A 25,878-nucleotide genomic window follows, 5' to 3' on the forward strand; every position below is an offset into this window, starting at 1 on the left:
GCGGGCGAAAATTAATATAAAGGCAACGTGGGAAAGAAAAAATTGAACTTGGCGATCTTAGATATGTACGATGGCGAGCCAAATCAGGGGATGCGTTGTATCAAGGAGATCGTAGCTAGATTTGATAGCCAAGTCACTTGTAAAATATTTGATGTGAGAGGGAAGGCTGAGATTCCCGAGATAAGAGATTACGATCTCTTTATATCGACTGGCGGACCGGGAAATCCAATGGATGGAGATGGAAATTGGGATTTAAAGTACTTCGATTTCTTAGATCAGATTTGGATTTGGAATCAGAATCATAGCCATAAAAAGCACATTCTCTTCATTTGCCATTCTTTCCAAATGGCTTGTAGGCATTTTGGACTAGGTACAATTACAAAGAGAAGGTCCACTTCGTTTGGAGTGATGTCAGTGCACAAGACTGCTGATGGGCAGAAGGATTCTTTGCTGAATAATCTAAATAATCCATTCTGGGCTGTTGATTCGAGAGATTATCAAGTAGTACAACCAGACTTGAAGAAATTTAAATTACTTGGATCAAAGATTATCGCTCTGGAAAAAATCCGTGATCATGTCCAATATGAGAGAGCTATTATGGCAATTCGATTTTCAGATGAGATGGTAGGGACGCAATTTCACCCAGAGGCTGATCCAGTGAGTTTTTTAGCTCATTTGAAAAAAGCTGAAGTCAAAGAGAAAATCATTGCAACTATAGGTAAAATCAAGTTTAGAAAAATGCTTGAGCACATGATCGATGAGGATAAAATCTACAAGACCAATGAGACGCTGATCCCCAATTTTCTGGAATTGTCCATCAAAAAAGTAAGAGCTTCAAAATCGCTTACCTTAATTTAATGCACTATGATTGAATCCCGCAGAGATCAATTCAATAAGGAGTTTTCTAACGAAAAGTATCGAAAACTTCTTGATGACCTAGCTGAGGATTTCAATTATGCACCTACTTTCAGAATTGCGGAAACTCCTTTTTTTATCCCTAATGAAGTGAGGACTCAATTGGAGGAAGCCTGTAGAGAAGTTTGTGATTTTGTAAGAAGGCCAGATTTCAAAAAGATTACCCAGCGATCCATTGACTTGACTACCTCGGTGCCGAATGAAGATGCGCATACGCAGTTTATGGCGATAGATTTCGGGATATGTGAAGAAAACGGCAAGATCGTTCCAAAACTGATAGAGGTTCAGGGCTTTCCATCGGTTTTCAATTTTCAATTCAATCTATTTCGCAAGTTTCAGAATCATTACCCTTTCATTGCTGAATTGACTCCTTATCTGTCCGGCATGGATGAAGAGGCATATTTGAAAAAATTAAAAGAAGTTGTCCTGAGTGGTTACGACAAATCGGAGGTCGTACTTCTTGAAATTGAGCCCGAGAAACAGAACACAAAGATTGATTTCTACTATTGTCATAGAGATTTGGGGATTCCTATTATCTGTGTGACTGATGTGATAAAGGAAGGAAAGCAGCTTTTTTATAAAAATGAAGCTGATGAAAAAACGAAAATCAAACGGGTTTATAACCGCGTGATTTTTGACGAGCTGGACCTTCGAAAAGATTTAGTACTGCAATTTAGTTTTGAAGAGGAATTGGATGTGGAATGGGCTGGTCACCCGAATTGGTACACTAGAATTTCCAAGTTTATCCTCCCTTTTTTGAAGGGGAAATATTTTATAGAAACCAAGCTTCTGAGCGAACTGCAAGAAATTCCGGAGGATTTGGAAAATTATGTATTGAAGCCACTATTCTCGTTTTCAGGATCAGGCGTGGTTTTCAACGTTAAGAAATCTGATATCGAAAATGTGAAGGATAAGGATCTTTACATTTTGCAGAAAAAAGTCACTTATGCGGCGGTTATCCAAGCGCCAGAAGGGAAGGTGAAAGTGGAGGTCAGGATATTGGCACTGTGGCCGGAGGCTGACACCAAACCTACGCTAGTAGGTAATCTTTCAAGACTAAGTCGCGGAGAGATGATCGGTGTGAAATTCAATAAGGACAAAGATTGGGTAGGGGGATCGATCGGGCTTTTTGAGCGATAGTTCCTATTTGGATTAAACAAACAAAGGCAGTGATTTCTCACTGCCTTTGTTTGTTTTATTTTATTGTTTCCAGCTCGCTGGATCTTTTCTCCATTCCGAAAGAGATTCAAGCGTATCGTTTGCGATGTATTTTCTCTCTACAGCTCTCGGCAGCATTGCTTCGTAATGACTAAGGCATACAAGCTTTACACCAGCTTTTTCAAAGTTTTGCTTAGCAACTTCAAATCCATAACTGAAAATGGCAACCATGCCAAGTACTTCAAATCCAGCATCCAATAAATCTTGAGTAGCTTTCAATGAACTTCCGCCAGTAGAAACCAAGTCTTCTACGACGACTACTTTTTGACCTGGAACTACCTTTCCTTCGATCATATTTTCCATTCCATGCCCCTTAGCTTTTGATCGGACATAGATGAAAGGCAAGTCTAGGTCATTGGCTAATAAAGCTCCTTGAGGGATGCCAGCAGTTGCCACGCCTGCGATTGCTTCTACATTTGGAAAATAATGCTGAATACTTCTGACCAGTTGGTCTTTGATCATCTTTCTAACCTTTGGAAAAGAAAGAGAAAGTCTGTTGTCACAGTAAATTGGTGATTTCCAGCCAGAAGCCCAGGTAAAAGGCTTTTCGGGTTGAAGTCTAATCGCTTGAATTTCCAGTAATTTATCAGCTACTTCAGCAGCTACATTCTTGTCTAAAATTTCCATGGCTCAAAAATAAGAGATTAACTCTGGCTAAGGTTGTAGCAAGTCAAAAAAATATGCACTTTTGATTAATCCCAACTCTGCCAAACCCCTGATTCGACCATGAGAATCTTCGTGAATGACAAACCATTTGACCTGATTAGCTACGAGGAACTGAATCCTAATAAAACGTATGAATCAGTCTATCACCAGCAAGAGGACTTGCCTTCGCATTTACCTTGGAAAGATGACATCCTATTTCATGAGCCTTCTCATGACTTGATTATTAGATTGCTGTATACGTTAAGAACTAGGAAATTAAAGGATCTGGATTCTATTACGTTGGTTAGTAAGGATAAGGACGCTTTAAAGAAGTTCGTGAAAAGCCGATTTTCGATTATCAAAGCGGCTGGGGGTATTGTGTCCAAAAAGGACAAAATGCTCTTGATTTTTAGGCTAGGAAAATGGGATTTCCCGAAGGGGAAATTCGAGAAAGGAGAAACTCCTAAACAATGTGCTGTTCGTGAAGTAGAAGAGGAGTGCGCCGTAAAAGTGAAAGCAAGCAAACGTATCTGCAATACTTGGCATACCTATACGCAAGACCGGAAAAGTATTCTAAAGAAGACGTATTGGTATGAGATGGACTGCCTGAATGACGCACAGATGACGCCGCAAAAAGAAGAGGGAATAGATGATATTCGTTGGTTTTATGAAGGCGATGCAAAAATCGCTCTTATTAATTCATATCCTTCGATGCGCTACCTTTTCAAGCAATACATCAAGAATCATTTGAAGCCTCAGACGTTGTAAGGAAGAAACTCTGCGACATCTCCACCGAATCGATGTACTTCTCGAATGATAGTAGAGCTAATAGCTGCATATCGCGGTGAAGTAATTAGAAATACAGTCTCCAGATCGGCATTGAGGTATCTGTTCATCTGGCTGATTGTATTTTCATATTCAAAATCAGTAGTGTTTCTCAATCCACGAATAAGGAACTGCGCATTGTGAGTTTTAGCGAGGGTAGAAGTAAGTTCGTTGTACACGATGACTTTCACTCCAGGGATGTTTTCATACACGCTTTCCACTTTTTTCACCATGTCTTCGATCTCAAAGTACCTGGATTTCTTGGTAGAATTGTATCCGATTCCTATGATCACCTCGTCAAATAAATTAAGGCTTCTCATCACGATATCGTGATGTCCAAGTGTGTATGGGTCAAATGAGCCTGGGAAAATGGCAGTTTTTTTCATGCGCTTAATTTATTTTCTATGTCAGGTACCTTGGTGAAAAACAAAATCATGCTCTAGACTAAGGCATTCTTTAACTTTATTACCTCTATCTCGTGCTTTAATTAAATTGCCAATTCGTTTCAAACAAGTTGACTGATTTCAGGTGTTTGAAACCGTGAGTGAAGTTTTGGTTGGCATGCGGACTCAAAAGACGGAAATTGTAAAAGTACTGCTTCCCCCAATCTTCGGTGATTTCATTCTCGCTGGTAGCACCGAATAGGCTTACTCGTACGTGATTTCGATCAAATTTCAGTTGTTCTATAAGAATTAAGGCATATTTTAAAATATCCTCTTTTGAATCAATCGAGAAGATATTGAAAGCTGAAAGTTCCTGATTAGAAAATGCTGCAGCATAGATTTGATTTTCAAATACACTGATCAAAATCTCCTGACCGATCAGGTTGAATCTTTCTTTGAACAAATAGGAGAGGAATGAAACAGAACCATGATGAAAAGTCAATTCTGAAAATCTAGCCTCTAGCGTTTTCTTGAGCTTCGTAGACACTCCTGATACGACTTGAAGGTTATTGCTGTCGAGAGGTGTATTAAAATAGCTTGTATTACTTTTTAGATCTCCCGCAAACTCCATGTAAGTAGCTTCTTCGCCTGGCTGGAATAAAACTCCCGGTACGAGACTGAACGCTGGCTTATGGAGATATACCATTGCTGGAATATCGTTTTTAAGTAAGTGATCCGAAATCACCAATTGTTCCAATGAATTCCATTCGAAATTCATGTACTCATGGATGCAAATATTTGACTGGTTCTTATCCTTAGCAAAAATGAATAAGGAGTCAGGATACAAAAAAAGTGATAGGCTTGCTGCGTCTTCCACATCAAACCTATCACTTTTAAATACTTTAAGGTTACTTTCCAAAATAGGAGGTTTTATTTCCAGTTACCTTCAGTTGAGGCATCTGTTCTTGAACCTACTTTCAAGGCTTTTTCATTGTTGTTCATTCTTCTTTTTGGATTAATAGGAGCTGGATCTCTAATCTCAAAAACAGAGATTTCGTAAGAGTTTCTCTCTACTTTATCAGCGAAGAATTCAAATTGCTTTCCTCCAGATCCAGGAACTACTGCAAGAGTTTCAAGATTGAAATCAGGATATTTTCTTTCGTTGAACAAAGAATCAATTACTGGAACAGAACCTAGGGTGTCAAATTCAACAGTGATTTCTTCTTTTCCGTATTCAAGAAGTTTCGTGGTTTCAGTTCTTTGAATCAACCAAATCCGACCTGTTTGGATGAACATTTTAAGAGAATCCCAGCTGCTTGCGTATTTTCCGTTAGAAGCTTGGTAAGCTAATTCAGCATCTCTGAGCATTTGTAGTTTCTCAATGATTGCAGCCTCCGTTAGAGCTATTTTTTTCTCTTCTTCTACTACGTCATCAACACCTTTCCAGAGAAGGTAGCCAAGACCAATTGCCACTACTAAGAAGACCAAGGATAGTACTTTTGATAAATTCATTTGCTAAAATTTTAAGAATCTGGGTAAGGTTGAAGGTTATAAATCGTGCTATTTTAGAGAATTATTTCCAAAATTAAAATATCCTCGCAACAATACTAAGTCCTCGAGAGATTTAATTCCCCAAAAGATTTGATGAAGGGCTTGATTAGGCAATGATCGGATTTCATTTATACTCATCCATCGGACTTCTTCGATAATTTGAGAATCTGGATAGAGTTCAGGATCCGAACCAATTACTAATTTCCCCCCTTTTTTTTCCACATGAAAGAAATGTTCCATCGCGTGAAGTGGTGTTGCAAGGTATTCGTGAACGAAAAGATAGGCTTTTACTTCTACATTTAGGCCAGTTTCCTCATAAAACTCTCGTTTTAAATTTTCCGAAGCACTGCTTCCAAAATGCATTCCACCGCCAGGAACGGACCATAAAAACTTGCCATTTCCCATTAAATGTTTGATCATCAGGATTTTTTCATCGTCTATGAGAATGCCATTTACGCGTGATCTGAGATGATTTCCGAACTTTGATTCGATTTCCTTGCTGATTTTGTCTTTTGACATTTACATTCGTTTGTATGAGTAAAGATAATGAGTCACTGCTGAGGCCTTCAGCTTTGCTAAGAAAATATTTCCCTTTTGAGCCTACCTCTGGTCAGGGTTCATTTTTCTCAAAAATGGACCGCTTTCTACTAATGGAGCCTGAGAAAAAACCAACTTTTGTATTGCGTGGGTATGCAGGTACGGGGAAGACATCGGTGATATCGGCATTAGTCAAATCCTTACCCAAACTATCCATGCGCTCATTGCTACTCGCGCCAACTGGTAGAGCGGCTAAAGTAATGAGTAATTACAGTGGTCGAGCTGCTTATACTATTCACAAGATAATTTACAAGCCAAAAGCTGAAGATGGAAGTCTGGGGGGTGGCTTTATCCTTCAAAAGAATTATTATAAGGACACGGTTTTTATCATAGATGAGTCGTCCATGCTCGCTGATGATGGAGGGATGTCTGGGAATTTACTAGGAGACTTGATCAGTTTTGTTTTTCATGGACAAAACAACCGACTCATTTTAGTCGGAGATACCGCTCAGCTACCTCCGGTAGGGAGTGAGTTTAGTCCAGCATTGGAAGTAGATTACTTGTTAAGGCATTACCGGCTGGATGCTGACTTTATAGAACTTACAGAAGTGATGCGTCAGCGTCTGGAATCGGGTATTCTCTACAATGCGACCAATCTAAGGCATCAATTACTTCAGGAAAAGCAGGAGATCCAGATCAGTACTATTCAATTCAAAGACACTTTCAAAATGACTGGAGAGCGACTGGAGGATGGGTTGAGATATGCTTATGACAAGTTTGAGACGGAAAATACCACCATCATTACCCGCTCAAATAAGGCTGCGGTGCAGTACAATTTATACATCAGGCGTATTATACACTTTTTCGAGGATGAGATTAGCTCGGGTGATTTGCTGATGATAGTGAAGAATAATTATACGTATATGGCAGAGTCGGAAAAGGTCAATTTCCTGGCAAATGGGGATATGGCAGAAGTCATGAAGATTCGTTCTTTTGAGGAGTTTTACGGGCTTCGCTTTGCTACACTTGAACTTAGACTTCTGGATTATCCCGATGAGCCACACTTCGAGGCTAAAGTGATTCTTGATACACTTTATTCTCCCAGCCCATCCCTTACCAGAGATCAATATAGAAGTCTTTATCAGCAGGTTTCGGAAGATTATGCAGATGTGGCGAGCAAGGTGGAGCGAAAGGAACTGATCCGTAAAGATCCCTATTTAAATGCGCTGCAAATCAAGTTTGCGTATGCTTTGACATGCCATAAAGCTCAAGGGGGGCAATGGAAGGCTGTTTTTGTTGATCAAGGTTATCTACCCGAAAATCAGGTGGATAAGGATTTTACAAGATGGCTCTATACTGCGGTGACCCGAGCTACGGATGAATTGTACTTGGTAAACTTTGCACCTACTTTTTTTGTCAAACCAAAGGAGGTAGAAGACTCTGATTTTTAAAGGAAAACAAAAATTTGTCGTTCATTTAGCTTTTTTTGGCAAGGTATTTTCACTTTATGACATCCAAAAGCTACAAAATCCGTTATTTTGAAGTTGACGTGAAAAATTGAATATTTGACAATCAAATAAATAAAACCAAGCCATGAAAAAATTAGGATTACTATTTACCTTCTTTGCTTTGGTATTTGCATTTAATGCCAATGCTCAAGAACAAAGTGGTGCTGCAATCACATTCAAAGAGAAATCAATTGATTTCGGTGATATCACCCAAGGTGATAAAGTTGAACATACCTTCGAGTTGACTAATACTGGATCTGCTCCGCTGGTAATTTCCAATGTGGCTGTGACCTGTGGATGTACAGCTACTAGCTGGCCAAAGGAGCCAATCGCTCCGGGTAAATCTTCTGAGATCAAAGTTTCTTTTAATTCAGCCGGTAAAATGGGTAAGCAGAACTCAGTAGTGAGAATCTACTCCAATGCTTCTGAGCCAATCGAAAAAGTATCGTTGATATCTAACGTATTGCCGAAAACGAAATAAAAGTCAATTCTTATAAAAAGTGGAGCCTTCTGAATTATTCAGGAGGCTTTTTTATTATAATGCAACGGTCATGACCTTAAGTTAGTGTTTACAATTTTCAACTAAGTTTGATTCAATTTGACACTATTCATATCCGAGGTTGAGGTCTTTCTGATCTATTTTTTTCCATCGAATAACCGACAATATTTAGTGGGAAGCCTATAAATGCTAGCACACCAGCTATTAGATATGCTCTGTTAGAATCAGGATAACTTAGGATGAGCAGTATTGAAGCTGCAATTAGGAGTAACCCACACGCGTAAATTAAATTATTGATTTTCATAATTCCGTTATTTGAATGTTACTGTTAGTTTGATGGGTGTTTTTACCGAAAACCATCATGACCGTTTAGAAGAACCTATCTATAATCGGGTTCGGACAGATTTTAATATAATGACTTGAAACTCTTTCCTTAGTGTGGGAATATAGTTTAAAAAAACTACGGTTCCAATAAGTATAACTTCCTATCAGCTGGCAAATTACCCTATCGAAAAAGTATCGTTGACATCTATGAAATAGTCAAAGACAAAATAAGAGTCAGCAACATTAAAAACTGAAGCATTCTAAACATATCGGGAGGATTTTTTTAGTGTTCGTCCTCCCGTTTTTCTTTGCCCATCAAGCTGTATATTTCTTCCGCAACGAATTTGGCACCCTTAGGAGACCAATGCGTGTCGTCATAATAATAGACATCACGTTCTTCGGTGATTTTGCCTGATAGCACGCGATAGGTATCAACGTTCTTGTATTTTTTTTCAGCGTGTTCATAAGTAGAAAAGAAAGTGGGCTTCATGAAATTCGACTTTTCTTTTATGTAGGAATAATACAAATCGAACTTATCGGGGCTTATGAGTACAATTAATTCTATGTTTTTTTGAGAAAGTAAACTCGCTAATTCATTTAAGACTTTTATGCTATTAAGAGTCCTCAATGAATCGTTTTTGGCTTCTAATTTCCGAAGGTCATTTTTATAGAACAGTAGGTTTCCTGGATCATTTGTGAATAAATCCTTACGGGTAGCTTCTACCTTATAAGTATTGGAAGTTAGAGGTTTGTCCAAAAATAAATATTGCAAAAAATTCAATGGCATTTTCAATGTAGCATCTGAGAAAAATTGCAAATTAGTAGTTTGGATATTATTTTCATTAGCTGTGTCATCCACGGAAATTTCTTCTGAAGTAGTTGGCTTATAAAAATCAATGCTTTCTAATCTTGCATCAAAGTCAATACTTTGGGTCCGGGAATTAATATCTCTTTCTATGGATTGTACTACTACAAAATCAGGTTTTACAAACTCAAATAAATCGGAATTCATCAAGGATACCAGTGTCTGAATGGGGTTTCTTCCGGATATGGTCCTATCGACATGTATTACCGAGGGTCCCATATTCGCAAGGAAATTCTTATATCCTAAGCTCTCTTGCTCCGAAAAGGAGTCGCCTATAGTCATTACATCAACTTTTACCTTAGAAGACGGTTTGATTTCTGATAAGAGTGTATACTGTTTTGGTAGATTATATTGGTTATTAATTAAGCTTGACGGGGAAGGATTAGAGTAGAAATATCCCATGCGTGCTAAATCACCTTCTGCTCCTCTTTGATCAAAATTAAAGACATTGATCGTATATAAAATAAGAAAAGGGACAACGAAAATAGAGGTATTCAGAATGAACTTTTTCATATATTAAAATTGAAAGTAAATAAACTGCTGTTTATTTTGACCAAGCCAAAAGAGTAAAATAATAATTGAAAAATACATGCTATACCTTAAAGGTCGCTTCCATTTTAATCCCAGCTTTTCTATCGCAAATTGATTTCCTCGTCCTTGCCATTCTATAGTCATAAATGCAATAACAAGCAGAAATAACCTGAAAGCAGGGCCTATTCCGGGGAACTTGGGAACTGTAAAGAGGGATGCTGAGAATATTTCAGAAATGTAGCTTAAGGCATGATTTATACTCTCAGCCCTGAAAAATATCCACGCAAATACAGTAAGCATAAAAGTTACAAACATCGCACTGAACTCCTTGATGCTAGGCAAGCTTTTGCCTTTTGCAATTACCTCTAAATTGTTTCTATTCTTATTTGTAAGCAGGAGCGGTAAGAAATAAATTGCATTTAACGCTCCCCAAGCAATGAATGTCCAATTAGCTCCATGCCAAAATCCGCTGACAATAAAAATAATAAAGGTATTTCGGATTTTGGACCAAGTTCCACCACGACTTCCACCTAGGGGGATATATAGGTAATCTTTGAACCAGGTGGATAAGGAAATATGCCATCGGCGCCAAAATTCGGCTACATCTCGTGAGAAATAAGGGAAAGCAAAGTTTTGCTTCAAGTTAAATCCAAATAGGCGAGAGGTTCCTATCGCTATATCTGAGTAGCCGGTAAAGTCCCCGTAAATCTGGAAGGTGAAAAATATGGCCCCGAATATCAACGTGCTACCTGAATATTCGGATGAATTATTGAAAATCTGATTTGCAAATTCCGCGCAATTGTCAGCTATTACTATCTTCTTGAACAAGCCCCAAAGTATTTGACGCATTCCGTTGACGGCTTTTGAGTAGTCGAAGTCACGCTTTTTATAAAATTGCGGTAAAAGATTTGTAGCCCGTTCTATAGGTCCTGCTACCAGCTGAGGAAAGAAGCTTACAAAAGCTGAGAATGCTATTAAATCTTTGGTAGGTTCTAATTTTCTTTTGTACACATCTATCGTATAGCTCAATGTCTGAAATGTGTAGAAGCTGATCCCTACCGGTAGGATAATATTCAGGGAATTTGGTTTTATCTCTGTGCCGAAAAAGGAAAATGCAGCCGTGAAATTTTCAATAAAAAAGTTGTGATATTTGAAAAAGCCGAGAAAGCCTAGATTTACTAGAATACTGGTCCAGAGTAAAACCTTTCTTTTGGATAGACTATCTTCTGTGCTGAGTAGGCGACCGATGGTATAATCTACAAGTGTACTGAAAATGATTAGTGATAGAAATCGCCAATCCCACCATCCGTAAAATAATAAACTAGATGCTACCACTAGTAAATTTTGGGATTTTAAATTTCTATTAACGACAAACCAATAAAGTATAAAAACGATAGGTAAGAATATCGCAAAGTCTAATGAATTAAAAAGCATCTATTTTGTAATCATGAATTAAAGGATGTCGATTTTTGGTCATGGAATCTTGTGAGATTTAAAGTGGAAAGTATGTTATAAAAGTCCTTTTGATTAATTATTTAGTCAGGGTCGTCTGGTATTACGATGCTTTTGCAAATTTCACACGAACTTTGGTTTCAATTAATTGGCCGTTTCCAAAGTCAACAGCAAAATTAGTTATTTTCAGTATTATTCGCCACAATGGATTAATTATTTAGTCCCTACTTCGAACCCGCAAAGATCCAGATTATTTGCGAATTAACTTCAACCCCTTTTGGAACTGTGATGCCCATATTGGGGTTTTTCAGGCTTAACAAACTATTTCATGGCGAAGAAAGCAGAGCGCAAAGTGACCATGGGTCAGGTCTTTAAGACGATCATTTGGCCCAGAAGAAAGCATTTATTTTTAGGTCTATTTTTGATTATCATTTCCCGTCTGGCAAGCCTTGTTTTGCCTGGAGCGAGTAAAATCTTGATAGATGATGTGATTCCCTCCAATGATATGACCATGCTTAAGTGGTTGATCGGTGGTGTTGTTTTGGCGATAGTAGTACAGTCAACTACTTCCTATGCTTTGACACAAATACTAAGTGTCGAGGCCCAAAACCTTATTTCTAAACTCAGATCTCAGGTTCAAGCGCATATCATTAAACTTCCGATCCGATTTTTTGACAATGCGAAAACTGGTGAGCTGGTTTCCAGAATTATGACTGATGTGGAAGGAGTTCGAAACCTGGTCGGAACAGGCTTTGCTCAAATGATCGGAGGGATATTGACTGCAGTCATTTCACTTTTTCTATTGATTAGCATAAGCCCGATGATGACGCTTTACGTGTTGCTTCCCGTGGTGGTTTTTGGTTTGGTATCCCTCAAGGCTTTCGGCAGAATACGCCCTATTTTCCGCGAACGCGGCAAAATCAATGCGCAGGTGACTGGAAGGTTGACTGAAACTTTAGGGGGAATTCGTGTGATTAAAGGCTTTAATGCGGAGCAGCAGGAGATAAATACGTTTGCCAAAGGCGTGGATGAGCTCTTTCAAAATGTAAAGGCAAGTTTAACTGCGACGAGCTTTGTGACTTCTGCTGGCGCTCTGCTTTTGGGCTTAGCATCTGCAGGAATTATGGGAATGGGTGGCTATATGATCATGGAAGGGGATATGACCTTTGGTGACTTTTTAGCTTTCACACTTTATTTAGGCTTTATGATTGCTCCAATTGTTCAGATGTCAAATATAGGATCTCAACTTACAGAGGCTTTTGCGGGTCTTGATCGTACAGAAGAGATTATGAATACTCCACTCGAGGCTGATGACCGCACCAGAACTTTAGCATTGAAGGAGTTTAGAGGAGATATTAAGTTTGAAAATGTGTCCTTTGCCTATGAGGAAGATAAGGAAGTGATCAAGGGCGTAAGCTTCCATGCACCGGCAGGCTCAGTAACTGCTTTGGTGGGAACTTCCGGGTCTGGAAAAACTACTATTGCAGGTCTAGCTGCAACTTTTTTAAACCCAGATTCTGGTCAAATCACCTTGGATGGAAATGATCTGCAGACCGTGACTCTAGAGTCTTTTCGCTCCCGGCTAGGTGTCGTTTTGCAGGATGATTTTTTGTTTGAAGGTACCATCAGGGAAAACATACTTTTCCCTAGGCCAAATGCCAGTGAAGAGGACTTGCACAAAGCAGTGGTGGCTGCTCACGTGCAGGAGTTCACAGATCGTTTTGAGGATGGTTTAGATACTTTAATCGGAGAAAGAGGAGTAAAGCTCTCAGGTGGGCAAAGACAGCGTATAGCGATTGCCAGAGCGATTTTGGCCGATCCTAGGATTTTGATTCTTGATGAGGCTACCTCCAATTTGGATACAGAATCAGAAACGCTGATTCAGGCTAGTTTGAAGGAATTGATGAAAGGCAGGACGACTTTTGTGATTGCTCACCGATTGAGCACGATTCGTCAGGCCGATCAGATCTTGGTAGTAGAAAAAGGTAATATCGTGGAGCGAGGCAAGCATGATGAGCTGATTGCTTTGGAAGGAAGATATTATCAGCTTTATACGTATCAGTCGAGGATTTAGCAGGATTTCGGATGAGGGTAGCCTAAGACCCTAAACCCGAAATCAAAAATTCAAAATCCTCACATCCCTTTGATCATCTCCACCACCTGGGCGATATGCTCGGCTTGATAGAAATTGTCATGTTCGACTTCGTGCTCGATTCGCTCGTGCTCCCAAGTGATGTGATAGGGGATATGGATGGCATGTCCGCCAAGTTCCAATACCGGTAGGACATCGGATTTCAAGCTATTTCCCATCATCAGAAATTCCTCTGGATTTACATCGAGATGTCTTACCAGTTTTGCAAAATCAGCCACCTTCTTTTCGCTCATGATTTCAATATGATGGAAATAATGATCCAAGCCTGACTTCTTTAGCTTTTTCTCCTGATCCACCAGATCTCCTTTGGTTGCCATTACCAGACGATAGTCATCCTGCAATTCAGCTAAAACTTCCTCAACACCAGGAAGAATTTCAACTGGCTTTTGCATCATTTCATATCCGATCTCCAAGATTTTGTCAATGGCTTTAACTGGAATTTTGTGTTCTGAAATCCGTAATGCTGTTTGGATCATCGAAAGCATAAAACCTTTGATCCCGTAGCCGTAAAGACCTAGGTTTTTGATTTCTGTAAGGTAAAGCTCTTTGATACTGCTGTGCCTAGGCATAAACCCTTCCATCAAGCTGGCAAATTCCTCCTCAGCTTCACGGAAAAATGGCTCATTCACCCAAAGTGTATCATCAGCATCAAAGGCTATAACTTTTATCATTTATTCAGATTGTAAGATTAATGAACAGTAAGGTTCAGAAGTTAGAATGTGGTAAAGTGAAGTAGTTGGAAGTAGGATGTTGTCTTCCTGAGCGGAGTCGAAGGGTAATTAAGAAGCTATTTTGATAGGACTTAGACTCCACTCAGTCTGGACCAGACCAACTTTACAACTTTACCACTTTCCCACTATTTTATTTCAAATCCTTCATCCAATCCAACAACACATCTCTCCAGCCGTCAACAGGTCCTTTTCCTAAGCCAAACCCGAAACCGTGACCGCCTTTTGGATAGATATGCAGCGAAGCAGGTACTTTTTGAGCATGGAGAGCTTTGTAGTACAGAAAACTGTTTTCGATTGGTACTCCGCCATCGTCTTGCGCATGAACCAAGAAAGTTGGTGGTGTTTCAGCAGTTACATTCAATTCACCCGAAAAACGATCGATCAATTCTTGGCTTGCATTTTCCCCGATTAGATTTCTTCTGGAACCAGAATGAGCGCTTGCGTCACGGAATGATATTACTGGATACGCTAGGATAGAAAAGTCAGGGCGGGCAGAAAGTCCATCAATCGCATCTTTTGGTCTGTCTACTTCATGTTCATACTGAGTGCTAACGGTAGAAGCCAAGTGTCCACCAGCGGAAAATCCCATTACACCAACTTTGGCTGGATCGATCATCCATTCTTCGGCGTGATGTCTAGCTAAGCGAACTGCCCGCTGAGCATCAAGTAGCGGAACTTCTTTCGCATCTGTGAGAGATTTGGAGTCTGGAAGTCTGTATTTTACTACGATTCCTACAATTCCCTGCGTATTAAGCCACTTGGCAAAGTCTCTTCCTTCCCAATCGTAAGCCAAAATATGGTAGCCACCCCCAGGGAAAATGACCACAGCTTGGCCAGTTCGCATTTGCTTGCTCGGCAGGAAAACTTCGATCTGTGGGTTCTGCACATTTTCGATTCGGATGATTCCCTCTTCGACTGCTTTTTCTTCCAAGCCCATGTCATTTTGAAGAGGAGGAGTTCCTTCCCAAAGCGGAAGTATAATTTCTTGGGCATTTACGATCATGCTTATCATGATTAGGCTGAATACTAAAAAGGACTTTTGCATAGGTTTTATTTTAGGCGTGAAAATCAAAAACTTTATCCATGGGTGCCCATCTCCAGTTCTCTGGTGTTCCAGGCAAATTGGTTTGGTAGTTACTTAGGAACTTTTCCCATTCCTGCACATGTGGGTTGGCCAAATCCATTTTCGCCTTCTTTTCAAATGAGAATTCCTCATCTGCCACTAATATCATCGTAAGTCTGTTCTCCCAGCGATAAATGGTCATTTGTAATACTCCGGCCTCCCGGATACTTTCAATGATTTCAGGTGCGACAGCCTTGTGGCATTCGTCATAGCCTAACTTAGCTTCCTCAGTGTCTTTGAGATCACAGATTAAAATATAGGTTTGGGTTTTCATGTTTACTATAGATTTACTCAGAATAATTAACCGTTATATTTTGTCGATGGATTACAGGTTACTGCCGATATTTACCAAGACAAGATTCTTTAATACAGACAGGATAATCTTCAAATTTTCTAATTTTAGAATCCTTCAATTACTACAACTTTACCACCTTTTTTACCCGAATACTAAATAGCAACACCATTACAAAGCAGGCAAGAGGAAGGATGAAGGAGAAATTAACTTCTGGGACGCCCAGAATCAATGTATCGTCATATCCAACTCCACCAATATCCATAATCATTCCTTGCAGTGTAGGCATAATCGCACCACCCACGATAGCCATCACAAGATATGCGGCCGCAAATTTGGAGTCTTCACCCAAACCATCCAATGCAATCCCGTAGATAGTAGGAAACATCAGGGACATGGCAAAAGAAATGGCTACCAAGGAATAAAGCCCAGGCATTCCAGGAAGGAAAATCGCTCCAGCAGTGAATATAATTGCCAGCACAGAAAAGATGCTGAGCAACTTAGTAGGAGAGATGTAGCGAAGCAAAAAGGTACAAACCCAACGTCCTACCAAGAAGATCACTAACGCAGCATAACCATAATTTACAGCATCGGCATTCGATATTCCCAGGACTTCTGCGTATTGGTAGATGTAAGTCCAAACCATGATTTGAGCTCCTACATAGAACATTTGAGCGAGTGTACCTTCTACGAAGTTTCTGTTTTTCAGCAAGCGACCCATTGTAGCTTTGAATTCAACTTTGCCTGTCTCTTTGCTTTCTGGCATTTTGACCATCGCAATGATCACTAAAATGGCGATAACCACTAAGCCCAGCATCACATATGGATTTCTAATCACCATTAGATCGGCGGTTCGAATTACTGCTTTGGATGCTTCATCAAGCGAGGAAAATATGATGTTGCCGTCCGCATCAGTTGCATTCGATTGAAGTGCATTCAATATAAATTGCTTCGCAACAAACAAACCAGCTAAAGCTCCCATCGGGTTAAATGCCTGAGCTAAATTTAATCGCTGAGTTGCAGTCGCCTCAGGTCCCATTGATAAGATATAGGGGTTGGCAGTGGTTTCGAGAAAAGCTAAGCCAAAGGTCAAAATGTACAGGGAAGCAAGGAAAAAGCCATAACTCTCCCAAGCTGCTGCTGGATAAAATAGCAATGCTCCAAAGCCGTAAAGGCCTAGACCGAGTAAGATTCCAGTTTTATAAGAATACTTTTTGATAAAGAAGGCAGCTGGCAAAGCCATAGTGAAATAGCCTCCATAAAAAGCCATTTGCACCCAAGAAGCTTGGGTGTTATTCAGTTCGAGTACTCGCTTGAATGCCGCCACCATCGGATTGGTGATGTCATTTGCGAAGCCCCAAAGGGCAAAAAGAGATGTGATTAAGATAAAGGGTAGGATAAGCTCCTTTGGGACTAATGCAGGTTTTTGGGTCATGGGTAGGATTATAAAGAACGGTCAAGATGGGTGTAGCCACCATCCACAAAGAGATGCTGGCCAGTGATATGTCTGGCTTTGTCGGAGAATAAGAAAATCGCCATGTCAGCAATTTCCTCAGGAGTTGTCATGCGTTTTCCCAAAGGAATTTTTGCGGTGATCTCAGCTAGTCTTTCTTTTGGGTTTGGGAATGAATTGATCCAGTTTTCATAAAGGGGTGTGAAAACCTCTGCTGGGATGATGGCATTTACTGTGATTTCATACGGAAGAAGTTCCACTGCCCATTCCCGAGTCAGGGATAATTGAGCTCCTTTGGCAGCTGTATAGCCAGAAGTTCCTCCTTGGCCAGTTACAGCTGTTTTACTACTGATGTTCACGATGCTTCCCTTTGCTTTTTTCAAATGAGGAAGTGCAAAATGAGCCAAATGATAGTAGTGATTAAGGTTTTTCGCCACTGATTTTTCAAATGCTTCAGGGCTTCCGTTTTCTAAACCAACACTGTCATTTGCTCCTGCATTATTCACAAGTCCATCAATTCTACCATATTTCTCTAGCGTAAGGTTGACAGCTTTTTCGGCATCAGCAGCTTCTAAAAGTCGGATTGGAATCTGAAGCGCTTCTCCCAAGGCGAGGATTTCTGCACCTTCTTTTTCCGAAGGATCAATCATCACGGGAATTGCACCTTCGGCGATCAATCCTCTAGATATAGCCCCGCCAATTCCTTTGGCTCCGCCAGAAATCAGGATGACTTTATTGGTTAGGTTTAGGTTCATTTTATAATAATTTCTTATGTTCTATTCTTGCTTTGGCTTCTATTAATACTTGATGCAATTTTGCTTCTAGTTCACTTTTAGGCGGTAATTCTGTCCAGTATTCGGCTACCATTATTCCGTCTTTTCCCATTTCAAGCAATTCTATTTGCTCATTACTTTTTTCGGCACATAGTATCAATCCTATCGGAGGGTTTTCACCTTCTTGTTTTTCGTATTTATTGAGCCATTTTAGATAGAGCTCCATTTGTCCTTTGTAGGCAGGCTTAAATTTGTTGAGTTTTAACTCAATAGCTACGAGACGCTTCAGTTTTCTATGAAAAAATAACAAGTCAATATAAAAATCTACACCATCCAGTATAATTCGTTTTTGTCTTTCTACAAAAGCAAACCCCTTACCTAGCTCTAATATGAAATGCTCTAATTCCTTCAGAATTGCTCCTTCTAAATCATTCTCCAAATAACCTTCTTTTAAGCCTAGAAAATCCAAAAAATAGGGGTCTTTAAAACTTGTTTGTATTTCTAAATCAGTCTCCGAAAATTGGATTTGTGCGATTTCTTTTCGCTCAAAGGCCTTTCTTTCTATTTGATTTCTTAATTGTCTAATGCTCCACTTTTCTTCTGATATTTTTTTTATATAAAAATCTATAGCCGATGGGCTTTTTAAGGGAATTAGTGCTATAAAATGTGACCAGCTCAATTGTCGTGACACTGTCACGACAATCTGAAAATTCGGAAAGGTTTCCGCAAACTGCATCATTCTGCGAAGGTTTTTTTCCTGAAAAGACTTCCCGTATGCATTTGCTAATTGACCAGCTACTTTAAGGATCATCTCCTTGCCATATTCTGCTCGCTTATTTTCTAGAATATAGGTGTTTATTTTAAATCCAACTTGCCAGTAAACAAGGGTAAGTGTGCTGTTAACTTGAGCAGTGATTTCTCTTTTACCATTTTCAATAATGTCTGCCAAATCCTGAAACAGCAGCATTTCCTTGTCTTTCATAATATAGCTTCAGACTGTGTATAACTAGATTAGCATAATAAATATGGTCAAACATTAGTAGAACCAGTGTCACGAAAATTTGATAATTTGAAAAAAACTACGGCAAAACGAATCAGAATGTGAAGCTATTTCTTTTTCAAATAATTAAAATTACTCTTCCGGCTTTGGCATAGCAGAAATCCCATAAAACTCAGCAGCAGTATTTCCCATAATTGCTTCTTTCTCGGTCTTGTAAAGTTTATCGGTGAATCTCTCGATGACTTCCAGAACCTGCTCATATTCTCCTGCAATCTTACAAACTGGCCAATCACTTCCAAACATCAGGCGCTTTGGACCAAATAGTTCGAGGACTACATCCAGATAAACTTGAAGTTCAGAAGCTGTCCACTTTTTCCAATCAGCTTCGGTGACCATGCCAGATACTTTACAGAAAATATAATCCCGCTCCGCAAGTGGAGTCATTTCCTTTTTCCACTCTCTCCAAATACCCAATTTGATATTTGGCTTGGCGATGTGGTCGATAACGAAAGGCTGTTCCGGCGCTTTTTTCACAAACTGCAATGCAGCTTCCAATTGATTGTGAAAAATCAGGATATCGTAAGTATAACCCCGCTTTCCAATTTTTTCAATACCACGGATAAACTCCTTTCGAAGCATGTATTCCACTGGTTTTGACTGGAGGACTTCCCGGTAGCCCTTTAGCTTTTTTTGCGAAGCAAACTGATCCAAATCCTTATCTACATCATCAGAACCCAAGTCTACCCACCCCACGACAGCTTTGATTTGTTCATATTCTTCTGCCAAATCACATAGAAAGGCAGTTTCTCTGAAACTTTCATCTGCCTGTACAGCGACGCAACCGTCAATCTTATGCTCTGCTAAAATCGGGAATAGGTCATTAGGAAGAAAGTCACGCTGGATCACCTTCATGTCGTCGGTGATCCAGGAGTGCTTTTGGGGATTGTATTTCCAGAAATGCTGGTGGGAATCCAGTCTCATGCTTCTGGGTCGTTGATTGCTATTTGCTTGGCTTCACCAAGCCCTTCGATGCCTAGTTCTACTACATCACCTTCTTTCAGGTAAGTAGGAGGGGTCAATCCAAGGCCAACGCCAGCTGGAGTTCCTGTAGAAATCACGTCTCCAGGTAATAATGTCATGTACTGACTCAGGTGCTCGATCAATTCAGGAATATCAAAAACCAAATCTGACGTGTTGCTGTCCTGAAGCATTTTCCCGTTCAGTTTCAACCAAAGTCTCAAGTTATGCGGATCTTCAATCTCAGTTTTGGTGACCAAAACTGGCCCAAGAGGAGCGAAGTTATCAGCACTCTTTCCTTTCACCCACTGTCCTCCATGATGTAATTGGAAATCACGCTCTGAGACATCATTGTGAACACAGTATCCTGCCACGTATTCCATTGCATTTTCTTTGCTTACATATTTCGCCCGCTTGCCGATCACCACAGCCAATTCCACTTCCCAGTCAGTTTTTACCGAATTCTTCGGAATCAAAATATTATCAAAAGGACCACAAAGTGAAGAAGTAGCTTTCATAAAAATGATAGGAACTTCAGGAACTGCCATGCCAGATTCGATTGCATGCTTACGATAGTTTAGGCCTATGCAAATAATTTTAGAAGGTCTGGCGATTGGCGAGCCTAAGCGGGAACCAGCAGGGATTTCATTTAAATTCTTCTGATTCGCGTCCAACCATTCTTCAAGTCTTGCAATTCCGTTGTTCGTGAAAAAATCTTCGTTCCAGTCTTCATTGAACCCTGAGCAGTCCAAATATTTACCATTTTCGTCTTGTATGCCTGGTTGTTCTTTGCCGGCTTCGCCGAATCGTATAAGTTTCATATTAGTATCAAGTATTTAGATTTTAGTATTAAGTATTTAGATTCAAGATGCTAGAGTCAAGAATCAAGAAATTAAAGTATAGGATCGAAATGAGGTATTAAGATAGCTTTTTAGTTTTATCTCTACTCGTCAATTGAATTCCGATCAAGCATCCGACATCCAGCATCGGACATCGGGCTTTTTACATTTTCAATCCTAAGAAACCTCCATCAATTGGAATATTTGTTCCTGTGATGAAGCTTCCAGTTTCTGAACTCACAAAATAGGCAAGTTCTGCGATTTCTGAAGGTGTAGCCATTCTTCCTATCGGCTGAGTAGCTGCAAGTTTTTCAAACATTTCCTTCTCCTGACCTGGATAGTTTTTTGCCAAAAATCCATCCACAAACGGCGTATGTACACGTCCCGGAGAAAGACAATTGCAACGAATCCCATCAGCAACGTAGTCTCTTGCCACACTTAATGTCATGGAAAGTGCCGCGCCTTTGGTCATGCTATATGCAAAACGATCAGGAATACCTATCGTAGCAGCCACTGAAGCCATGTTCAAAATTGATCCACCGCCGTTTTCTTTAAGCTTTGGAAGAGCTGCCTTGATGCAGTTAAACATGCCTTTCACATTTACCTGAAAAACTCTGTCGAAGTCTTCAGGAGATGTGGTCTCTACTTTGCCAATGTGCGATACACCAGCATTATTAATCAAGGTATCAATCTTACCTGGAATTGATTGAATTAGATTTTCAGTTTCTGCAGGATCTGCTACGCTGCCGCACAGAAAGGTGACATCAAGACCCTTTTCTCGCTCTTCCTGAGCTACTTTTTCTCCGATCTCCGGATTAATGTCTATAAAGTAAACTTTGGTTTTTTTGGCTGCAAAAAGCTGAACCATGGCGAGTCCGATTCCGGATGCACCGCCTGTAATAAGTACTGTTTTATTTTCCATAATTAAAGCAAAACGGAAATTAGGGTCTTTGACCTAGACTCCCAAAATATTTTCCATAGATTATAATTTAACTGTTTCGCCGGTTTTGACTGATTCATCGCAGGCGAACGCTATTTTTAGACTGTTGAGTGCATCTTCCAAGTGATCATCTAAAGAATTGTTTTCCAGAATTGCTTTGAGGAAAAAGCGCTGCTCTCGGTTGCAGAGTTCTTGATGATCTGGTTCATCTTTCATGTCTATCCACTCATCTGGCCTAATAAATTTATTTTCAGAATCAATTGCCGCATGATGAACCCGGATAGATTCTGTTTTAGTGTGGGAATCTACATTGTCTGATTGACCACTAGCTCCGGCATCTTTTGCAGTAATGGAGACAGCGCCATTTGGACCAAAAACGTCCTTCACAAAGAAGGCTGTCTCGCTCACCATCGGTCCCCAGCCAGCTTCGTACCAACCTACAGAACCATCTTCGAAGCGAATCTGGAGTTGGCCGTAGTTGTAATTATCTTTCGAAATGTCGTCTGTGAGTCTTGCGCCGATGGCGGATACAGATATGGGTTTTGATCGAGTCATCTGACACATCACATCGATGTAGTGCACTCCGCAATCCACGATAGGACTGAGGCTTTTCATTAGATTTCGATGCACATCCCACATGTAGCCTTGACTTTGCTGATTGAGATTCATCCGGATTACAAGCGGCTTTCCAAGCATTTTAGCTTCGTCAATGAACCTAATCCAAGATGGGTGATGTCTCAAAATATAACCCACGACTACTTTTTTGTCCACTTCCTTAGCTTTTGCAATAATCCGCTCGCAGCCTTCGATAGTATCAGCAAGTGGTTTTTCAATGAAAACATGACATCCAGCTTCCAAAGATTTTATAGCAAAGTCTTCATGCGTATCGGGATAAGTAGAAATGCAAACTGCATCAGGTTTGGACTGTGATAGGGCTTCGTCGAAATCTGGAAAAAGTGGGTAATTAGCTTGAAGTTTCTCGTTGAGTTTGTTTTTGGAACTGCCGCGGGAAACAAGACCGCAAATTTCGAATTCAGAAAAATTGTGGTATGCAGAAGCGTGAGCTATCCCCATATTTCCGCAGCCAACTACTAGTATTCGTAATGGTGTTTTTGTACTCATTTATTTTGGGTCTTACTTTTATTATTGATTTACTTTTTCGTCTATAACCTCTTCCAATTCATCTTCTTTGGAAACTTTTCCCACCTGCATGTTATAGTCCTCAGCATTTCCGGTGATTTTGATTGGTATTCCAAAAATCCCAAGAGGAGGTAATCCGAGCCGGAATCCTATACTCATGTCGCCATCCAAACTAACTTGCCCTTCAAACCGAGGACGGAACCCGGCGATTCTCATTTTGGTGCGAGGAATTGTCATTAAGTTATTAGCAATACTTGTATAGATTTCAACATCATTCAGGTCAGGATCTTCGAGCTCATTATTTTCAGTTTCTTTGGCTATAGAATTCATAAGCTTGAACCCCTTCAGTTTGATGGCTTTCAGCCCTAAAGTCCCCTCTCCTGTAATCGAAGGAAGCACGGGTTCCATATTTGCATCAAGCCTGCCAGCCAACTCATAATTCAGAGAAGCCTGGCCACTGGCATATTCTGCGAAAGAAGCCATTTCTCTGAAAAGTGGAATTTCCTCATATGCGCGATGGATATCAAATTCTTTTGCATTAATCTGATAATCAAAATTTGCGGAATAGGGAGTGGAGGCCATATATGTTCCTGTCATTTCCACTGTAGCACCAATGATCTCAAATCTAGTTTTGTTTAAGGTGAGCTGACCTGGTTTTGTATTTATTTCTCCATCAAAATTGTGAAGCCTAAGCTCTCCAAATTTCATAGAATCTACTTTTGCTTTTACGGTGACATCCATATTCAAAGGAGGGACGATGACTCCGGAAACTTCCCCAAGGCTGTCAATTTCCACTTCATTACTTTCCCCGAAAAAAGCGAAATCGTCCAGGTTGATAAATGAAGAAGTGAATTCAAGATTTCCTTTTAAAAGCTGATCAGGACTAGTCAGATAACCCATATAATTACTCAAGTATCCGTCAGCTTTTATTTCATTTTTTTCATAGCCAAAAAGGAAATTCTCAAAGCTTATTTTGTCTTGGTTAAATTCTAGATTTCCCTTTTCCAATCGTAATGGCTGAGGAAGGAGTTGGGTACGGACTGAGATTTTTTCTACTTCTATAGTCCCTTGATTTTGAAGGTTTTGTATTCTTCCATTCATCGCATCGCTTTGTAATCCTTTGAGAGTCACATCAGTAATCAAATACCCATCAACAGACATGTCTGTAGGTCCGAACACTTGATATAATTCCCCTAATTCAAGCCGTCCTTTTGAATTTAAATCATATCGGATATCGTCAAGATTTTCAAGATTTGCAGTGAGCGTAAATGGATTGTTTGCAAAGTTGAATTGAATGGGTTCCACCTCAAATTTCAGATCAGAGTAAGAAGTGCTACTGCTTTTCATGGTCAGAACCATTGAAAGATCTTTGATAGCTTCGGGGTGATATGGAGTTTGAATGTAGCCATCCTTTAGACTGAAATTAGCGTCAATAATCGGTATGGTTTTTTGGCTTTCATCAAAGTTTCCTTTCGCCATAAGATCCATGTTGATGATCCCTCTAAGTTGATAGCCTGAGTCAAGGGGATAGAATTTAGGGATATCGGCAAGGTTGAAGGCGCTTTTGATTTTGCCGTCAACTGCTTGGTCGAGATTTAAATTATAGGCTAAATAGCCATCTGTCACCTGATCCAAAACCTGAAAATGAATCTTTTTGAAATCAACTCCTATATGCTCTGGCAAACTGTCGGGAGTTGAAATTGAGAGGTCAATCGAGATGTCCTTAATGGCTTCAGGAAGTTCTGCCCATTTGAAATATCCATCAGAAAGTCCTGCTGATAAAGAAAAAACCGGGATGCTACTCGTGATGTATTTAGGTTCTCGTAGACTTTTTGGGTCTTTCGAAGTAATATAGAAACCTCTTGATTTCAGATTGAGGTCTAGAATTCCGCGGAAGTCAACCGACGCTGTCCCTAGCGCTTCGTTCAATAATCCTAGATCCAATTTGGCTTCTAGGTCAGAATTCAACTTCATTCGATTGAATTCTGCTAGGTGCATATTTCCTTTTAAAAAGCCTTCCCCAAGTGAAAATCCTATGCTGTCAACGTCAATTCGTGTGAGATCAGGATCCAGTTTTGGTACCATCACATTCAGGCTCAGACGCAGGTTTTCGATGGGAGTGGAGGCAGACTTATGTTCCAAATATCCATCTCGAACCTGCAGATTCATAACGAGCGCCGGCATTTGCTTTTCATCAGGTAGATAGAGACCTTGAAATGAGCCGACAATATCTCCTTTCCCTCGGATCTCAGTTTTCCCATAGTCGGGCATCAGATCTGGCGGAATCACCGAAAGCATGTCTTTCAAATTGGCATCGAATGATTCCAACACAAAATTCATGTCATAACCACCTTCCAGAAATTCAAGTTTTCCTACGAAATTAACGGGTAATTCATTGATTTTTAGTTCGTTTCTGACGAAAGTTAATTCTGTAGATTCTGTGTTGATTAGTGTCTGAAGACTGGCTGATACCCGATTTCTATCAAAAATTGCGAAGTGTTCATAGATTAATCTGAACTCTTGAATTTCTAAATCACTGCCTAGTGAAAGAATATCATCAGCAAGGTCACCACCGCCTTTATAGTCAATACCCCTAGCTTCACAGATCATGTCCAGCGACGTGTCTTGATAGAGGAAATGACTGTTTTTCAGGAAGAAACCTTCTATCTCCAACTCCAGATTACCGGAAGAAGTGTCTGCCGCTGTACTGTCCGAAGATGGGGTTAGGATATCAAAATTGGATAAACCTTTATTATCTCTCAAAATCTTAATAACAGCCTCATTTAAGTATAGCTCGTCAACTTTATAATTGTCCGAAAAAAGCGAGGGAATATTCACACCAAGGTCTAGCTGCTTGGTATAGAGCAACGTGTCCTGCTCAAAAGGTGCCGATCCTGCTATGAATAGTTCATCCATAGTGATCGTCAATGAGGGGAAATGACTAAAGAACGTTACACCAACTTCAGAGAAATGAACCTCAGTTTGCAACTGCTCATCCAGCAATTTCTGAAGTTCCAGCTGAAGCTTATCTTTGAAAAGTAGGGGAAAAGTGAGTAGAAAAATGAGTAGCAACCCTAGAAAACCTAAGATGAACTTGACTGCTTTCCTTTTATAAAAAGGCTCTTTCATTTAAAATCTAAGGATTAGGTGGCAGGTTTAGAAACT

24 protein-coding genes are annotated in these 25,878 nt (G+C 40.0%); 6 read left to right on the plus strand and 18 right to left on the minus strand.

Annotated features, from left to right (window positions below; genetic code table 11):
• The first annotated feature begins 27 nt into the window (after positions 1-27).
• Together AACZ87_RS01335 and AACZ87_RS01340 are read left to right on the plus strand one after the other, a co-directional pair.
• A complete protein-coding gene (locus tag AACZ87_RS01335; RefSeq protein WP_339864104.1) occupies positions 28-858 on the plus strand; it encodes a GMP synthase in 831 nt (276 codons plus the stop codon).
• Positions 859-864: 6 nt separating this feature from the next.
• Positions 865-2,055 carry a hypothetical protein gene (locus tag AACZ87_RS01340; protein WP_339864106.1) on the plus strand — a complete coding sequence of 397 codons (1,191 nt, stop codon included), beginning with the start codon at positions 865-867 and terminating at the stop codon, positions 2,053-2,055.
• A 60-nt stretch (positions 2,056-2,115) separates the two neighbouring features.
• Here AACZ87_RS01340 and pyrE read toward each other — a convergent pair whose 3' ends face one another.
• A complete protein-coding gene (gene pyrE / locus AACZ87_RS01345; RefSeq protein ID WP_339864108.1) occupies positions 2,116-2,760 on the minus strand; it encodes an orotate phosphoribosyltransferase in 645 nt (214 codons plus the stop codon).
• A 99-nt stretch (positions 2,761-2,859) separates the two neighbouring features.
• On the opposite strand from pyrE, the gene AACZ87_RS01350 reads away from it, so the two are divergent.
• A complete protein-coding gene (locus AACZ87_RS01350; RefSeq protein WP_339864109.1) occupies positions 2,860-3,546 on the plus strand; it encodes an NUDIX domain-containing protein in 687 nt (228 codons plus the stop codon).
• Here AACZ87_RS01350 and coaD read toward each other — a convergent pair.
• From coaD to AACZ87_RS01370, 4 genes are all read right to left on the minus strand, one after another.
• The gene (gene coaD, locus AACZ87_RS01355) at positions 3,534-3,989 is read right to left on the minus strand and encodes a pantetheine-phosphate adenylyltransferase (RefSeq protein WP_339864111.1); all 456 of its coding nucleotides are present in this window, start codon (positions 3,987-3,989) and stop codon (positions 3,534-3,536) included. The genes AACZ87_RS01350 and coaD overlap by 13 nt on opposite strands.
• 97 nt (positions 3,990-4,086) lie before the next feature.
• Positions 4,087-4,905 (minus strand): DUF3822 family protein, encoded by an 819-nt coding sequence (locus AACZ87_RS01360; protein ID WP_339864113.1) that lies wholly within the window; start codon positions 4,903-4,905, stop codon positions 4,087-4,089.
• Between the two features lie 11 nt (positions 4,906-4,916).
• Positions 4,917-5,498, minus strand: coding sequence for a hypothetical protein (locus AACZ87_RS01365; RefSeq protein ID WP_339864115.1), 582 nt, complete (start codon positions 5,496-5,498; stop codon positions 4,917-4,919).
• Between the two features lie 48 nt (positions 5,499-5,546).
• Positions 5,547-6,056: an NUDIX hydrolase gene (locus tag AACZ87_RS01370; RefSeq protein ID WP_339864117.1), complete on the minus strand. Its 510-nt coding sequence runs from the start codon at positions 6,054-6,056 to the stop codon at positions 5,547-5,549.
• Between the two features lie 14 nt (positions 6,057-6,070).
• Between AACZ87_RS01370 and AACZ87_RS01375 the strand changes: the two genes are divergently transcribed.
• Positions 6,071-7,525, plus strand: a complete 1,455-nt coding sequence (locus tag AACZ87_RS01375; protein WP_339864119.1) for an AAA family ATPase — start codon at positions 6,071-6,073, stop codon at positions 7,523-7,525.
• A 142-nt stretch (positions 7,526-7,667) separates the two neighbouring features.
• Positions 7,668-8,063, plus strand: coding sequence for a DUF1573 domain-containing protein (locus tag AACZ87_RS01380; RefSeq protein WP_339864121.1), 396 nt, complete (start codon positions 7,668-7,670; stop codon positions 8,061-8,063).
• Between the two features lie 625 nt (positions 8,064-8,688).
• On the opposite strand, the gene AACZ87_RS01385 is transcribed toward AACZ87_RS01380, so the two are convergent.
• Positions 8,689-9,783 (minus strand): hypothetical protein, encoded by a 1,095-nt coding sequence (locus tag AACZ87_RS01385; protein WP_339864122.1) that lies wholly within the window; start codon positions 9,781-9,783, stop codon positions 8,689-8,691.
• A gap of 3 nt (positions 9,784-9,786) precedes the next feature.
• On the minus strand, positions 9,787-11,235 hold the full coding sequence (locus AACZ87_RS01390; protein WP_339864123.1) for an MBOAT family O-acyltransferase: 1,449 nt from the start codon (positions 11,233-11,235) through the stop codon (positions 9,787-9,789).
• Between the two features lie 346 nt (positions 11,236-11,581).
• Here AACZ87_RS01390 and AACZ87_RS01395 point away from each other — a divergent pair, with 346 nt between their 5' ends.
• Entirely contained in the window at positions 11,582-13,327 is a 1,746-nt protein-coding gene (locus AACZ87_RS01395; RefSeq protein ID WP_339864125.1) for an ABC transporter ATP-binding protein, read from the plus strand.
• 59 nt (positions 13,328-13,386) lie between these two features.
• Here the strand turns inward: AACZ87_RS01395 and AACZ87_RS01400 are convergent, their stop codons facing one another.
• The 11 genes from AACZ87_RS01400 to AACZ87_RS01450 form a co-directional block, all read right to left on the minus strand.
• Positions 13,387-14,076, minus strand: a complete 690-nt coding sequence (locus AACZ87_RS01400; RefSeq protein WP_339864127.1) for an HAD family hydrolase — start codon at positions 14,074-14,076, stop codon at positions 13,387-13,389.
• A gap of 190 nt (positions 14,077-14,266) precedes the next feature.
• Positions 14,267-15,181, minus strand: a complete 915-nt coding sequence (locus tag AACZ87_RS01405) for an alpha/beta hydrolase (protein WP_339864129.1) — start codon at positions 15,179-15,181, stop codon at positions 14,267-14,269.
• Between the two features lie 10 nt (positions 15,182-15,191).
• Entirely contained in the window at positions 15,192-15,533 is a 342-nt protein-coding gene (locus AACZ87_RS01410) for an L-rhamnose mutarotase (protein WP_283411354.1), read from the minus strand.
• Positions 15,534-15,675: 142 nt separating this feature from the next.
• Positions 15,676-16,986, minus strand: a complete 1,311-nt coding sequence (gene fucP, locus AACZ87_RS01415; protein ID WP_339864132.1) for an L-fucose:H+ symporter permease — start codon at positions 16,984-16,986, stop codon at positions 15,676-15,678.
• 8 nt (positions 16,987-16,994) lie between these two features.
• A complete protein-coding gene (locus AACZ87_RS01420; protein ID WP_339864133.1) occupies positions 16,995-17,759 on the minus strand; it encodes an SDR family oxidoreductase in 765 nt (254 codons plus the stop codon).
• Between the two features lies 1 nt (position 17,760).
• Positions 17,761-18,759 carry a PDDEXK nuclease domain-containing protein gene (locus AACZ87_RS01425; RefSeq protein ID WP_339864135.1) on the minus strand — a complete coding sequence of 333 codons (999 nt, stop codon included), beginning with the start codon at positions 18,757-18,759 and terminating at the stop codon, positions 17,761-17,763.
• Between the two features lie 150 nt (positions 18,760-18,909).
• Positions 18,910-19,758, minus strand: a complete 849-nt coding sequence (locus AACZ87_RS01430) for an amidohydrolase family protein (RefSeq protein ID WP_339864137.1) — start codon at positions 19,756-19,758, stop codon at positions 18,910-18,912.
• On the minus strand, positions 19,755-20,615 hold the full coding sequence (locus AACZ87_RS01435) for a fumarylacetoacetate hydrolase family protein (RefSeq protein ID WP_339864139.1): 861 nt from the start codon (positions 20,613-20,615) through the stop codon (positions 19,755-19,757). The genes AACZ87_RS01430 and AACZ87_RS01435 overlap by 4 nt, the downstream gene beginning before the upstream one ends.
• Before the next feature lie 181 nt (positions 20,616-20,796).
• Positions 20,797-21,555, minus strand: coding sequence for an SDR family oxidoreductase (locus tag AACZ87_RS01440; protein WP_339864141.1), 759 nt, complete (start codon positions 21,553-21,555; stop codon positions 20,797-20,799).
• A 60-nt stretch (positions 21,556-21,615) separates the two neighbouring features.
• Positions 21,616-22,695: a Gfo/Idh/MocA family oxidoreductase gene (locus tag AACZ87_RS01445; protein ID WP_339864143.1), complete on the minus strand. Its 1,080-nt coding sequence runs from the start codon at positions 22,693-22,695 to the stop codon at positions 21,616-21,618.
• 21 nt (positions 22,696-22,716) lie between these two features.
• On the minus strand, positions 22,717-25,842 hold the full coding sequence (locus AACZ87_RS01450) for an AsmA-like C-terminal region-containing protein (RefSeq protein WP_339864145.1): 3,126 nt from the start codon (positions 25,840-25,842) through the stop codon (positions 22,717-22,719).
• Between the last annotated feature and the right edge of the window lie 36 nt (positions 25,843-25,878).

It is taken from the genome of uncultured Algoriphagus sp., assembly GCF_963974365.1.
Taxonomy (GTDB): Bacteria; Bacteroidota; Bacteroidia; order Cytophagales; family Cyclobacteriaceae; genus Algoriphagus.

Excerpts from the sequence above, each read along its gene's own strand:
- AACZ87_RS01340 (WP_339864106.1), top strand. The coding sequence starts at position 865 with ATGATTGAATCCCGCAGAGATCAATTCAATAAGGAGTTTTCTAACGAA.
- pyrE (WP_339864108.1), bottom strand. The coding sequence starts at position 2,760 with ATGGAAATTTTAGACAAGAATGTAGCTGCTGAAGTAGCTGATAAATTA.
- AACZ87_RS01350 (WP_339864109.1), top strand. The coding sequence starts at position 2,860 with ATGAGAATCTTCGTGAATGACAAACCATTTGACCTGATTAGCTACGAG.
- coaD (WP_339864111.1), bottom strand. The coding sequence starts at position 3,989 with ATGAAAAAAACTGCCATTTTCCCAGGCTCATTTGACCCATACACACTT.
- AACZ87_RS01365 (WP_339864115.1), bottom strand. The coding sequence starts at position 5,498 with ATGAATTTATCAAAAGTACTATCCTTGGTCTTCTTAGTAGTGGCAATT.
- AACZ87_RS01370 (WP_339864117.1), bottom strand. The coding sequence starts at position 6,056 with ATGTCAAAAGACAAAATCAGCAAGGAAATCGAATCAAAGTTCGGAAAT.
- AACZ87_RS01375 (WP_339864119.1), top strand. The coding sequence starts at position 6,071 with ATGAGTAAAGATAATGAGTCACTGCTGAGGCCTTCAGCTTTGCTAAGA.
- AACZ87_RS01380 (WP_339864121.1), top strand. The coding sequence starts at position 7,668 with ATGAAAAAATTAGGATTACTATTTACCTTCTTTGCTTTGGTATTTGCA.
- AACZ87_RS01385 (WP_339864122.1), bottom strand. The coding sequence starts at position 9,783 with ATGAAAAAGTTCATTCTGAATACCTCTATTTTCGTTGTCCCTTTTCTT.
- AACZ87_RS01390 (WP_339864123.1), bottom strand. The coding sequence starts at position 11,235 with ATGCTTTTTAATTCATTAGACTTTGCGATATTCTTACCTATCGTTTTT.
- AACZ87_RS01395 (WP_339864125.1), top strand. The coding sequence starts at position 11,582 with ATGGCGAAGAAAGCAGAGCGCAAAGTGACCATGGGTCAGGTCTTTAAG.
- AACZ87_RS01400 (WP_339864127.1), bottom strand. The coding sequence starts at position 14,076 with ATGATAAAAGTTATAGCCTTTGATGCTGATGATACACTTTGGGTGAAT.
- AACZ87_RS01405 (WP_339864129.1), bottom strand. The coding sequence starts at position 15,181 with ATGCAAAAGTCCTTTTTAGTATTCAGCCTAATCATGATAAGCATGATC.
- AACZ87_RS01410 (WP_283411354.1), bottom strand. The coding sequence starts at position 15,533 with ATGAAAACCCAAACCTATATTTTAATCTGTGATCTCAAAGACACTGAG.
- fucP (WP_339864132.1), bottom strand. The coding sequence starts at position 16,986 with ATGACCCAAAAACCTGCATTAGTCCCAAAGGAGCTTATCCTACCCTTT.
- AACZ87_RS01420 (WP_339864133.1), bottom strand. The coding sequence starts at position 17,759 with ATGAACCTAAACCTAACCAATAAAGTCATCCTGATTTCTGGCGGAGCC.
- AACZ87_RS01425 (WP_339864135.1), bottom strand. The coding sequence starts at position 18,759 with ATGAAAGACAAGGAAATGCTGCTGTTTCAGGATTTGGCAGACATTATT.
- AACZ87_RS01430 (WP_339864137.1), bottom strand. The coding sequence starts at position 19,758 with ATGAGACTGGATTCCCACCAGCATTTCTGGAAATACAATCCCCAAAAG.
- AACZ87_RS01435 (WP_339864139.1), bottom strand. The coding sequence starts at position 20,615 with ATGAAACTTATACGATTCGGCGAAGCCGGCAAAGAACAACCAGGCATA.
- AACZ87_RS01440 (WP_339864141.1), bottom strand. The coding sequence starts at position 21,555 with ATGGAAAATAAAACAGTACTTATTACAGGCGGTGCATCCGGAATCGGA.
- AACZ87_RS01445 (WP_339864143.1), bottom strand. The coding sequence starts at position 22,695 with ATGAGTACAAAAACACCATTACGAATACTAGTAGTTGGCTGCGGAAAT.
- AACZ87_RS01450 (WP_339864145.1), bottom strand. The coding sequence starts at position 25,842 with ATGAAAGAGCCTTTTTATAAAAGGAAAGCAGTCAAGTTCATCTTAGGT.